Genomic DNA, 12720 nt, shown 5'->3' with positions numbered 1-12720 from the left:
ATCATGGGCGGCATCGCCTCGGTACGCCAGGCCAGCCCCGCCCTCGCCGCGATCGGCATCGCCGTCAACGACCAGCCCGCCATCCTCGGGGCACTCGCCGCGTCAGCGGCTTGGCGGCAGCCCTGCCGATCGCCACCCTGCTCAGCCGCCGACGAAGTACTCCTGAGGTAGTAGAGACAGAGGAGCCGGCTGATGGATGACGTTGACGAGCTCACGCCGGGCCGCCGACGCCGCTGCGGTTCTCTACCTGCTCACCAACCGGCTGAAGCCGCTGTGGGTGCGCGGCGGCACGGACGTGTCCCTACAGCGTGCGGACCACCTGGCAGGTCTACGACGACAGTGGGTCGGGCCTGACGATGTGTCAACGCCGCGGGCGGCACCGGCAACCGGTGCCGCCCGCGGCGTTCCGGCTACTTCCGCTGTCACCCGCCTGATCGTCAAGAGGTTCCGTGGCGGGATGTGCCGCGGGAGTACGGGCCGTGGCAGACGGTTTACGGACTACGGTGTGGCGCGAGGGCCCTTCTGTTGCCGGTGCAGATGTCGCAATCCACACCTGGCCAGAGGGCCCTCACCCATTTCAAGATCACCGGTCAGTGATCGCTGTCACCAATTTCCGTGGACAGAACAGCTAGGCCTCCCGGGCCAGGGTGTCCGCCTGTGCGGTGTCCGCCTGTGCGGAGTCCGCCGTGTCGAGTACCTGATCGCCGTACAGGTCCTGCAGCCAGTTGGTCTGGTACACGGTGTCGAGGTAGCGCTCGCCGAGGTCCGGCGCGATGGCCACCGCGGTGACGGCGCTCCCGTCATGTCGTGCGAGCCAGTCCGTCGCGGCGCTGACCACCGTTCCGGTGGAGCCGCCGAACAGGAATCCGCGTCTGGCCATGCGCTGACACATACGGATGGTGTCCGCCTCCTCCACCTGAATCACCTCGTCCACATAGGACTCGTCGAGCAGCGGCGGGCGCATGCTCATGCCGAGGCCCGGGATCATCCGGCGGCCCGGCTCGCCGCCGAACGCCACGGAACCCACGCTGTCCACGGCGACGATCCGCACCGGCCGGTGGCGCTGCCGGAAGTAGCGCGCGCAGCCCATCAGGGTCCCGGTGGTGCCCGCCCCGACGAAAAGGACGTCCACTTCCGGGAACTGACGGGCGATCTCCGGGCCCGTCGTGCGGTAGTGCGCCCACCAGTTGCCCTCATTGGTGTACTGACTGAGCCAGACGTACCGGCCGTCGGAGGCGCACAGCGCACGGACGTACTCGATGCGCGTGCCCAGGAAGCCGCCGTTGGAGTCCTGGTCGGCAACGATGTGCACCTCGCTGCCGACCGCCTCCATCAGCAGTCTGGTCGAGAGGTTGCACCGGGAGTCCGTCACACACAGGAACCGGTAGCCCTTGCTCGCGGCGATCACGCTGAGCGCGACCCCCAGGTTCCCGGAGGACGACTCAACGAGGACGGAATCCCGTGCCAGGATTCCGTCACGTTCGGCGCTCTCCACCATCTCCTTCGCTGCCTTCAGCTTGATGGAGCCGGCGAAATTGAACGCCTCACACTTCAAATGGAGTGGGTATCCGCAGATCGACGCCAGATCGACGAAGAGATCGCTCTGGTTGAAGTCGTACGGAGCCGAAACGACAGGCACGACAGACCTCCTGGTGCCGGGCCGAGGACGACAGCCTCAGCCGTAACGGCGAAGTTCGTGGAAGAAGTCATCGATGAGACGGAGGTTCCCCTCCCGGGACACCTCGTCGTAGACGTACTTGCCGACGGCGAGGTCGAGGACGCCGAGCCCGAACGGTGAGAAGACCACCGGTCGGTCGGCCGGTGGTGTGGCGCGCCCGGCCATGACGTCGCTGAGCGTTCCGTTCAGGAAGTCGCGGTTGCCGGTGAGCTGTTCCACCAGGTGGGGCGACGTGTCGGCCTTCAGACAGTGCTCGACGTCGTCGACGAAGTTGGCCGAGCCGAGCAGGACCTCGGGGGCGAGGTCGCGCAGGGACACGTGCAGGACCAGAGGGTTGTGGCTGAACCAGTCCGGTTCGGTGACGTGTGGCCGGCCGGCGATGGTGGCGAAGACCGCGAGGTCGCTGGAGCGGACGAGGTCCTCGGCACTGTCGTGGACCGTGATCGGGGCGGTGGTGCCGGCCTGCCGCAGATAGCCGCAGAAGCCGGTGGCGCTGTCGGCGGACACATCGTGCACGCCGACCGCCTCGAAGGCCCAGCCGGTGCCGCTGAGGAAGGTGTGGATGTAACGGGCGATCAGGCCTGTGCCGAAGAACCCGACGCGGGTGGGGCGTTGACGGCTGCGGCTGAGCCAGTCGGCCGCCAGTGCCGCGGACGCCGCGGTCCTGGTGGCGCTGATGATCGAGCTCTCCAGGCAGGCGAACGGGTAGCCCGTGTCGTGGTCGTTGAGGATGAGCACCGCGGAGGCCCGCGGCAGCCCGGCACTCACGTTCTGCGGGAAACTGGAGATCCACTTCAGACCGTCCACGGGGACCGCCCCGCCGAGGGAAGCCGGCAGTGCGATGATCCGCGCAGTGGGACGGTCCGGGAAGCGCAGGAAGTACGACGGCGGGTTGACCGTGTCTCCGGCGTCGTGCAGCCGGTATGCGGCCTCGGCCAGTTCCACGAGCTGCTTCTCGCGCCCGCTCAGTGCTCGCTGCACCTGTTCACCGCTGATCACGGCGAAGGTCGGCGCGGACACCGGTTCGGGCGTGGCCGGCCGGGTGGCGGTCGGCAGTACGTCGGTCATCGCTCGCTCGCCTCCGAAGCCGGGCAGTCGTCGGCCGGCCGGAGGGGCTCGGTCATGCCGACCAGCACCTGCCGCTCTCCGGTGAAGGCCTCTCGGCTGTGCGCGGTGCGGATGTTGTCCACGAGCAGCAGGTCACCGGCCTGCCAGGGCTCGCGTCGGGTGTGCGCCTCGTAGGTGGAGTTGATCAGCTCGACGACGTCCTCACCGATCGGGCTGCCGTCACCGTAGCGGGTGTTGAAGGGCAGTCCGTCCTCTCCGTAGACATCCACCAGGTACTCGCGCACCTCTGGGGCGAGCGTCCACTCGTTGAGGAAGGCGATCTGGTTGAACCAGCAGCGCCGGCCCGTGAGCGGGTGCCGGACGACGGCGCTGCGGCGCTGCTCGGTGCGCAGCGTCCCGTCGGACTGCCAGGTGAAGTCGATGGCGCCGGCCCGGCAGTAGCGCTCGATCTCGGCGCGGTCGCCGGTGCCGAACGACTCCACCAGGCTCGCCCCGATCTCGTCGGTGTAGGTGCGGGTCAGGATCCAGCCCTCCCGCTCGAACCGTTCGGTGAGCCCGGTGGGCAGTGCTTGCAGCACCTCTTCGGCATCGGCCACCGCCGTCGCCCCGCCCTGCTCGGGCGCGGTCAGGCAGGCGAACAGCATCAGGCCGGGCACCTCAAGCGGGTAGCTCAGCTCGTGGTGCATGCACATCGGCTGGTTGGCGGGCCAAGTCGTGGACGCGTACAGGCCGAGGCCGTGGGCCTGACGGGGGGCGAAGGCCTCCCTCTCCGTCATCAGGCCGTCGGCCAGACGCGCGAAGACGGCACCAACCTGGTCGATGTCCCGCAGCCCGAGCCCACGGACGACCAACGCTCCGTGCTCGGTGACCTGCGCGCGCAGCGCCTCGCGGAACTCGGCCGCCCAGTTGGCGGCGTCGTCGAGTGGATCGACGTGCAGCAGCGCCGGTCTGTCCGGTCGCAGCTCCACATCGAGCGCTGATGCCAGGGATGAGAACGGCAATTCGGATTCCTTTCGGTCGACCGCCGGGGATGCGACGGGTCTCAGGAGGAGGCAAGTGGTACGACGGTGGTCAGGACGGCCTGTGCCGCCTCGGCCGGACGGGTACGAAGGAAGTGGTGGCCGCCGTCGGCGAGCTCGTGCAGATCGACGTGTTCGGCCAGGAGCAGCCAGTCCATGTGGTGGTCGGCGTACCCGGCGGTGTGCGGGTCGTCGGCGGCAACGACCACGGTGACCGGCGTGGACAGCCTCACCTGCGGCGGTGCTTCGAGGGCCGCGCGGAAGTAGTGGTGTGCGCCGAGGCAGTCGTGCCGGTAGGCCGCACCGATGTGTTCGGCGTGCCGCTCGTTCAGCTCCGCCAGTTCCCTGTAGCCGGTGTCCGCTGTCAGCCGCGCCGCGATCTCGGCGTCGCTGCGGCTGTCGAGTTCGCCGATGGCCGTGTGCCGTCCGGTGGCCGTACCGAGCAGGTGCGCACCGAGGAACACCCGCGTCACGCGCACGCCTCGCTGCAGGAGTCTCCTGGCCGTCTCCACGGCCGGCGCGGCGCCCGAGGAATGGCCCCACAGCATGACCCGAGTGAGGCCGCGCGCCGTGATCTCGGCGGCGACCTGGTCCGCCACCTGCTCGATCGACGCGAACGGCTCGGGGTGTGCGGCCAGGTTGTGACCGGGGAGGTCCACGGCGAGGACCGCCACTCCGCCGGCCGTCAACGCGCTCGCCATCGGCTGGAAGTTGACAGCGTTGCCGCCTGCGTAGGGGAAGCACACCAACGTGCACTCCGGCACACCACGTCCGTCCGACAGGGGCAGCAGCAGCTCCGGGCGCTGCCGGGCCGTGCCGTCGATCAGGGCGGCCAGGTCGGCGAGCACCGGGTGCCGCGTGATGTCCTTCAGGGACACCACGCGGTCGAGCGCGAGGGTGAGTCTGACCGCGGTCAGGGAGGTGCCCCCGGAGTCGAAGAAGTGGGCCGTGCGGCCGATCTGCTGCTCGGGCACCCCGAGCAGCTCGGCCCAGGCCGCGGCCAGCCTCCGCTCGGTCGGGCTGAGCGGGCCGGCATCGTCCCGCGCCTCCCTTTCCGGTGCCGACTCCTCGGCCAGTGCGGTCAGGGCCTTCCGGTCGATCTTGCCGTTGGCGGTCAGCGGAAGGCTCTCCTGCCGGTGAAAGGCCGACGGGACCATGTAGGCGGGCAGCGCCGCGCCGAGGGCCTCGCGCAGTACCTCCGGCTGCTGCCGGCCGCCGGAGTAGAAGGCGATCAGCTGCCTGCCGCCGCCGGACCGCTCGGCGACGACCACCGCGCCGTCCCGTACTCCGTCCACCCGCAGCAGGCAGTTCTCGATCTCGCCGATCTCGATCCGGAAGCCGCGGATCTTGACCTGGCTGTCCCGGCGGCCGAGGAACTCCAGCTTGCCGCCGGGGTGCCAGCGCCCCCAGTCCCCGCCCAGGTAGAGCCGTTCACCTGGCCGGTACGGGTCCGTCCGGTACGCCTCCCGGGTCCGCTCGGGATCGTTGACGTACCCACGGCCCACGCAGACACCGGAGAACGCGATCAGCCCCGGGGCGCCGAGCGGTGCCAGGGACAGGTGCTCGTCCACGACGTAGACGCGCACGTTGTTCACGGGCCGCCCGAGCAGCACCCGGTCGGGCACCCCGTGAAGGATCTCGTGGTTGGTGTCGTCCGACGTCTCCGTCAGCCCGTAGGCGTTGAGCAGGACGATGCCCGGCTGGACCGCGAACCAGCGCTGGACCAGCTCCCGTTTCAGCGCCTCGCCGGTCACCGACACACACCGCAGGTCCGGCAGCGTACGCGGGTGCCGCTCCAGATACGAGACCACGACCTCCAGATAGGACGGCACGACCTGCGCCACGCCAACCCGCCCGCGCTCCAGTGTGTCGACGAACCGCTCCACGTCCGTGATCACGTCCTGCTCGACCAGCAGGGTCCGCCCGCCGACCAGCAGCGGGGCCATGAGCTGCCACAGGGAGATGTCGAAGCACTGCGGGGCGGTCTGCGCCACCACGCCCCCCTCGCCGATCGCCAGGTCCTCGATCTTGGCGTGGAGATGGTTGAGCATGCCCGCGTGCTCGCACATCGCCCCCTTCGGCTCGCCGGTGGAGCCGGACGTGAAGTAGATGTAGGCGAGTTGGCCGGGGTCGACCTGAACGCCGAGGTCATGGTCGGCGTGCGGTTCGGCGTACGCCGCGTCGACCAGCAGCTTCTCGACTCCCGGCAGGGTGGCCAACGCCTGGTCGAGGGTGTGGGTGCTGCCGGATTCGGTCAGGACCAGTCGGCACCCCGCTCGCGACAGCGTCGCCGCGATACGGCCGGCCGGGAAGTGCGGCTCGATCGGCAGGTACACGCCGCCGGCCTTGAACACCGCCAGCACCGCTGCCGGCCAGTCGAGGTTGCGCTCGGTGACGACGGCGACCACGTCCTCCCGGCCCAGGCCCCTCGCCAGCAGAGCTCGCGCCAGCCTGTTGGCGCGCCGGTCGAGCTCGTCGTACGTCCACTCCTGCTCGCCGTGTACGGCCGCCACGGCCTGTGGATGCGCCCGCACCCGCTGCTCGAACAGTTCGTGTGCCCGCGCGTCGGGCAGCGGCCGGCGGGGCCCTGCCAGACGTTCCAGCTGCTCCTGAACCTCGTCGGCCGACAGCAGGCTCTGCCGCGTGTGGTCGGCGTCCGGATCCGCCCTCATGAGCCGCAGCGCCGTCAGGTGGTAGCCGCCGATACGTGCCGCCGCCGCGGCGTCCAGCACGTCCGTGCGGTACCGCAGGCGCAGCGTCAGATGTCCGCCCCGGTCGGACCAGCGCACGTGCAGGACACCGTCGTCGGCGTGGGTCTCGTCGGCTCCGATCGGACCGAACACGACCTCGTACGGCGGCTCCGTCAGTCCGAGCTCCCGCCGTAGCTTCTCCACCGGGAACTCCCGGTGCTCCAGCACCTCCGCCTCGGCGTGCTGGGCGGTCGACAGCAGTGCCTGCCAGGACCCCGGGGGGACGGCCGCCCGGCACGGCAGCGGCTCGCCGCGCACACCGGTGGTGTAACCCGTGACCACATCCGGCTCGCCGGACAATACGGCCAGCACCTTGAGGTGTGCGGCCAGCATCAGAGCGCTGACCGGCACTCCCAGGTGCCGGACCAGTTCCCGTGCCGCCTCCGTCACCTCGTCCGGCACCGCCATCTCGTGCTCGGCCGTTCCCGGAACCGGCTCCCGAACCCAGCGCGGCACCGTGGTGCCACTGCCGGCGGTCAGTACCCGGCTCCAGAACTCCTGATCCGCTTCCACGCGCGTTCCCATCGAATGGCCTTCCTCAACTCACCGTCGTTGTGGCCGAGTTGGGGGTTGGCGTTCCCCTGCCGACGCCGGTGGACCGGTTGCCGCTCTCCGGCATGTCCACCGCGGGATTGCCTCCCCAGTGTGCGTTCCGGGGGACTTCCTCGCCCTTCATGAGAAAGGAGTCGGGTGCCAGCACCGAACCGTCGCCCATGGTCACGCCGTAGTGCACATGGGCGCCGACGCCCAGCGTGCAGCCGGCGCCGAGCGTGGTGCCGTCGGACTTGAAGGTGCCGTCCTCCTGCGAGTGGCACTGGATCTTGCTGCCGGCGTTGAGGGTGCAGTCGTCGCCGATGGTGGCGAGCGTCCGCTCGGTCAGATAGCAGCCGTCGTCGAACACCCTGCTGCCGATGCGCACGCCCAGCAGCCGCCAGACCAGGCTCTTGAAGGGGGTGCCGTTGAAGACGTTGAGGAAGTGGTCCGGGACCTTCCACAGCCGCTCGTGCCACCAGAAGTACGGATCGTAGATGGAGCACAACCGGGGGCGCAGCGCACGGAACGACGTGATGCAGCGCTCCACCAGGATGAAGTACACGGTGGAGAAACCGAGTGTGATCGCCAGGTATCCGGCGATCACCACGTGTCCGATCACACCGTACAGGTCCACCGAGACGAGACCGAACAGGGTGAGCGCGAAGGTGTGCAGCCATCGCACGAGCAGCATGAGCGCCATGGAACGAAGGTTGTAGCGGTTCTTCGCGGCGAGCAGGCGGCGGAGTGTATCGCCTGTCCTCAGATGGTCGAACCGTGCGTCTCGGTCCACCGTTCGGGGGATTTCGAAGCACGGTGAGCCGAGGAGCCCCACGCCTTCGCGGACCTCACCGTCGAGGGGAATCATCACCTTGGTCGCGAGGAGGCAGTTGCTTCCCGTCCTGCCCCCTGCAGGATAGGCAATGTTGTTGCCCAGGAAGTTGTGCGGCCCGATCGACACCCGGGACAGCCGGAAGGACGTACTGGAGAAGTCCGCGTTGACGATCGAGAGTCCGTCGGCGACCATCGTTCCGCTGCCGACGGAGACCAGGAGCGGCGTCTCGTGCTGCACTTCGGTGCCGAAGTTCGACCCGGTCTGCTCGACCCGTGACAGGTCGTACCCGAGTCCGCGGAGGTAGTGCACGATGTAGGAGCTGTCGCCGAAGAGCCAGGCGAAGAACCTGACGTTCGTCATGCGAGCCGTGGCCCGGTGCAGCGCGTAGTGGAAGCCGTAGAGCGGATAGACCTGGTCGGGCTTGACGACCAGACCCAGCAGACGCGGCACGGTGCAGAGGGCCACCAGCCCCAGGGCGGCGCACCCGAAGAACAGCACGAGGGAGAGCACCAGCGCGTCGGAGAGCAGTTCCGACCGGGACAGTACGGCCGTCTGCGGGTCGAGTCGCTTGCCGATCGCCGGTACCTCGGTGAACAGCATGTACGCACCGCCGACGACCAGCGGGATGTACAGGAAGAACAGCTGCACCGAGGTGCCGAGGCCGAACCAGGCCCGGCGCGCGGTGCCGCATCCGGCCGGAGCGACCCTGACGTAGTCGATCCGCGTGGACTCCGCCGGAGATCCGTGCCAGTGCTCACCGTCCGGGACCGCCTGGCCGCGGTACAGGGCGGACGCATGGCCGAGCTGGGCACCGTGGCCCATCGACGTGTCGATGTCCAGGACGGTCTTCTCACCGACGAAGACATCGCGGCCGAGCGTGATCCGGCCGGTCTGGATGTGTCCCGCGTGGGCCCGATAGCAGAGGAAGAAGGAGTCCTTGCGGATCACCGTGCCCGCGCCGATCGTCAGCAGGTCGGTGCAGACCGGGACGGAGTGGGAGAGGATCGTGACTCCCTTGCCGATGCGTGCGCCGAGGGCCCGTAAATACAGCACGTACAGCGGAGTCCCGGTGAGGAAGACCATCGGGTTCGCGTGGAGCAGCGCCTTGACGAGCCAGAAGCGCAGATACGTCAGGCCCCAGACGGGGAACTCGCCCGGTCGCCAACGGCCGATGAGCAGCCATTTCGCGACGACCGGGAATGCACACAGCCCAACGAACCCGATGCCTCCGAACAGCAACGACCGCAGGTAGACGTGGACCAGGCCCGAACCGTTGGCGATCCACTCGTAACCCGCGGCGGTGACGAATCCGGAGAGGAGGGAGTAGCCCAGGAAGACCAGCAACTGGAACGTTCCGCAGAGAAGATGGTTCCACCGGTGCCCGGCCGACCCCGGAGTCGGCGACGGCACGTGCGCCGGCGTCGGCGTCGACGAGGCGTCCACCGCATCGACGCGAGCGGGAGCAGCCTCTCCGAGAGCCGCCGCCAGGCTTCGGATCGTGGGGTGCTGATAGATGTCCCGCATGGACGGGGACGGCAGATCCGCTCTCTTCCGTATCCGCGCGCAGAACTGGGCCATGACCAGGGAGTTGGCACCGAGATCGGCGAAGAAGTGGCTCTCGACCGGAACACGCTCGGTGTCCAGGAGGTCGGCCAGCGCCTGCGCGAGCTCCCGCTCGGCCTCCGTCCCTCTGGGGCGGGCGTCGCTCAGGACGACGGCAGGTTCGTCCGGCTCCGACAGGACCTCGGAAGACTGATCCGCCATGCTTCTCCTCTAGAACGTGGATGTTCCTGATCACGAACCGGTGGATCCAGTTTGCCTACATCGGAAGCGATTTGCCACTTATTTCATTGCTTCAACCTTACGCCCGATATGGACAGTTAAGCCCTTTTCCCGTGGTTGCGGGCTAGAACAGGGAGCCCGCGCGTCATCCACTTGGCGGTCCCCCAGATGCCCCGGAGGGATCCGGTGAGCGCCGTGACCGGGTTGGGCGGCCGCGCCGATCGAGCTGGGCATGAGGTGCCGGTCCGATCCGCCGCCCGCAAGCCGTCGATCGCCTGGCCGTCGAAGCAGCACAGCCGTCGGCCGCCGGGCGCCAGGTGGAGATAGTGCTCCCGCTCGGAGAGCGGGCGCCCCCTCACCTCGCACGGACGCCCATCTCCGAATCAGGGTCGTCGCTGAAATCACCCGGATGCACAGCGGCTCGATCAAGGACAGCGGCTCCCGTCACATCGGGCAGGAGACAAGCCGTATCAAACGGGCAGCCGCCGAGCACCAGGACCGAAGCGGGGACTTGCTGCGCACCCCCGGGTCTGGTTGGGTACCAGCACCGCAGGCACGCCGGGACGTGCCGGGCGGGTCGGGAGGGATCCAATCAACGTACACACGACGGTAGGGCAGGACGGCTCGTGGCTCTTGCCCAACGGGCTGGAACAAGCGATCCGGGACACCGCCGAAGAGATCGCCGCACTGGTACGCAGCACGAGCGACACGACGCTTGCCGTGCCCGGGTCACAGTGGACCATCGGCGAAGCCGCCGCCCATCTGGCCCTGGCCAACGAACTGATGGCCGACCTGGCAGCCGGGCGGGAACGCCCCTACGGCGACGGAACACCCCAGGGCCTGGCCGACGCCAACGCACAGTCCCTCGCCGTCTTCGCGGAGCGCCGGGCGGAGCCTCTCGCAACGATGATCACCGAGCAGGCCGACGCATTCCTTCGCGCTGTGTCGCGCCTGGCGGCCGACGGCCCGGCACCCGCCACACCCCTGGGGTTGATGAACCGGTCCGTTCTCGCGTCGTACCTGCTCACCCACATGCTCGGCCACGGATACGACCTGGCACGCGCCCTTGAACGCCCCCACATGCTCGACCGGGAACGAGTGAGACTGTGCATGCCGTTCATGCTCTCGGTCATGCCACGTGTCACCAACTCCGCAGCCACGGCCGGACTCACCGCCCGATACCGAATCCGGCTGCGCGGGGGCGATACATTCAGCGTATCCCTGACCGACGGCACCGTGCAGGTGACAGCAGGGACACCACCCAAGCCCGCGGACTGTACCATCCTCCTCGATCCCGTCGCCTTCCTCCTCATCGCACTGGGCCGGCTCAATCCCTGGCGCGCCATCGCCCAGGGTCACGTCCTCGCCTGGGGCCCCCGGCCATGGCTCGCCCCCCGCTTCCCCGCCCTGTTCACCGCACCCTGAACCGGCACCCGGGCGGCCACACGCAGCACTCGAAATGCCAAGTCCTAAAGGGTGCTGCACAAGGCCGTGAGCTGGGCATCTCCTAGGTGTGGCTGGGGTGTTACGGGCTGGGCGGGTGTGGGTGGAGACGTTCACGGGGCTGCGGGTGACGCAGTTCTCGGGTCTGATGCAGGTCATCGTGGACGCGGACACCAGGCTGGTGATCGCGGCAGCCCGTCCGGTGCCGGGGACCACCGCGGACGCGCATGCCTGGCGGGCATCCGGGCTCAGCCAGTACTGCCAGGACGTGACGGTGCTCGGTGACGGCGCGTATCTCAACTGCGGGATCGCGGTGCCGCACCGCAAACGCCCCGGGCGGCCGCTGCTGAAGGGCCAGGAGGACGACAACGCAGAGCACCGCAAGGTCGGCGGACGCGTGGAACACTTCATCGGCCGGATGAAGAACTACAAGATCCTCCGTGACTGCCGGCAACGCGGAGACGGCCGCCATCACGCAGTCCAGGCCGTCGCCCACATGCACGCCGCCGGTGCACGCAAAAAGGGGATTTCCAACAGGAACCGCCTGTCTGTCTCGCCTCCGAGCCGGACGACGACGGGCTAGGACGCTCCCGCCGCGCTCCTACCGCCAAGCTGCACCTGCCCGTCGAACAGAGGCAGAAGCCCATGTCCATCGTGATCACGGGCGGGCAGCGCGGGGATTCTCCGCAGTTCGAGGTCGTGCCGGCCGCCTCCGGGTGCCCCGACTGGGGTTCGTCAGGCCCCGCGTGCGCCCGCGACGGGTGCGGGCGGATAGGGCGTACGCGTCCCGCAAGAACCGCGCCTGGCTGCGGCGTCGCGGGATCCGCTCCACCATTCCGGACAAGGCCGACCAAGTCTGCAACCGCAAGAAGCGCGGGTCCGGCGGCGGCCGGCCACCGAAGATCGACCCAGAGGAATACAAGCCCCGTCACGCGGTCGAGTGCGGCATCAATCGCCTCAAGAGACATCGAGCCGTGCCACCAGGTACGACAAACTCGCGGTCCGCTACGAGGCCACCGTCCTCGTTGCCGCCATCAACGAGTGGTTGTGAAGTACTGGTCCGACGACAACTCGAACACCCGTACTCGCCGACCGCAGGTGGGATTGACGGTCTCACGGACCGGATGCATCCCCAGTTTGGTCATGATCCGTTCGGAGGCGTAGTTGCACACTTGAGTGATGCTGACGATCCGCTCCAGCCCTCGCTCTTCGAACCCGAACCGCACAGCGGCCACAGCGGCCTCGGTGGCCAAGCCCTGCCCCCAGTGGGAACGTCCCAGCCGCCAGCCGACCTCAACCGCCGGCAGTACCTCCGGCAAGAAGTCGGGCACCGAAAGGCCAGTGAACCCGGCCAACTCGCCAGTGGACCGGATCTCCACGGCGAACAGGCCGAAGCCCTGTGACTCCCACTCGCTCTCCCATGCCTGGATCCCGCCGCGAGTCTGCTGTTCGTCACGGACGCTGCCGTCACGGATCCACCGCATGACCTCGGGGTCGGCATTCACGGCAGCCATGGGCGCAACGTCTTCCTCGCGCCAGCGACGCAGGATCAAACGGGGAGTCTCAAGCCTGACCATCCGATCATTCTGGATCACAAACGGGCTCTCCGCCATC

At 68.6% G+C, this 12720-nt stretch carries 7 protein-coding genes and 1 pseudogene; 2 read left to right on the top strand and 6 right to left on the bottom strand.

All coding sequences use genetic code 11. From position 1 onward, the window contains the following. Positions 1–628 precede the first annotated feature (628 nt). Genes sbnA through ACWGJ5_RS34595 form a run of 5 tightly spaced genes read right to left on the bottom strand, consistent with a single transcriptional unit; the run spans position 629 to position 9645 of the window. Positions 629–1639 (bottom strand): 2,3-diaminopropionate biosynthesis protein SbnA, encoded by a 1011-nt coding sequence (gene sbnA, locus ACWGJ5_RS34615; protein WP_453313594.1) that lies wholly within the window; start codon positions 1637–1639, stop codon positions 629–631. Between the two features lie 36 nt (positions 1640–1675). Further along, positions 1676–2746 carry a 2,3-diaminopropionate biosynthesis protein SbnB gene (gene sbnB, locus ACWGJ5_RS34610; RefSeq protein WP_453313593.1) on the bottom strand — a complete coding sequence of 357 codons (1071 nt, stop codon included), beginning with the start codon at positions 2744–2746 and terminating at the stop codon, positions 1676–1678. After that, positions 2743–3747, bottom strand: a complete 1005-nt coding sequence (locus ACWGJ5_RS34605) for a TauD/TfdA family dioxygenase (RefSeq protein ID WP_453313592.1) — start codon at positions 3745–3747, stop codon at positions 2743–2745. The genes sbnB and ACWGJ5_RS34605 overlap by 4 nt, the downstream gene beginning before the upstream one ends. A 41-nt stretch (positions 3748–3788) precedes the next feature. Next, the gene (locus tag ACWGJ5_RS34600; protein WP_453313591.1) at positions 3789–7040 is read right to left on the bottom strand and encodes a non-ribosomal peptide synthetase; all 3252 of its coding nucleotides are present in this window, start codon (positions 7038–7040) and stop codon (positions 3789–3791) included. Positions 7041–7053: 13 nt separating this feature from the next. Then, complete coding sequence (locus ACWGJ5_RS34595; RefSeq protein WP_453313590.1) at positions 7054–9645, bottom strand: Pls/PosA family non-ribosomal peptide synthetase; 2592 nt, start codon at positions 9643–9645, stop codon at positions 7054–7056. A 651-nt stretch (positions 9646–10296) separates the two neighbouring features. On the opposite strand from ACWGJ5_RS34595, the gene ACWGJ5_RS34590 reads away from it, so the two are divergent. Both ACWGJ5_RS34590 and ACWGJ5_RS34585 read left to right on the top strand, forming a co-directional pair. After that, positions 10297–11088 carry a maleylpyruvate isomerase family mycothiol-dependent enzyme gene (locus ACWGJ5_RS34590; protein WP_453313589.1) on the top strand — a complete coding sequence of 264 codons (792 nt, stop codon included), beginning with the start codon at positions 10297–10299 and terminating at the stop codon, positions 11086–11088. A 151-nt stretch (positions 11089–11239) separates the two neighbouring features. Beyond that, positions 11240–11608 (top strand): annotated as a pseudogene (locus ACWGJ5_RS34585) (transposase family protein); the annotation flags it as partial. A 532-nt stretch (positions 11609–12140) separates the two neighbouring features. On the opposite strand, the gene ACWGJ5_RS34580 reads toward ACWGJ5_RS34585, so the two are convergent. Next, positions 12141–12683: a GNAT family N-acetyltransferase gene (locus ACWGJ5_RS34580; protein ID WP_453313588.1), complete on the bottom strand. Its 543-nt coding sequence runs from the start codon at positions 12681–12683 to the stop codon at positions 12141–12143. Positions 12684–12720 lie beyond the last annotated feature (37 nt).

The organism is Streptomyces sp. NPDC054783 (assembly GCF_053611725.1).
The sequence above is the reverse complement of the archived record's forward strand: the minus strand, read 5'-3'. Positions and strand labels throughout refer to the sequence as shown.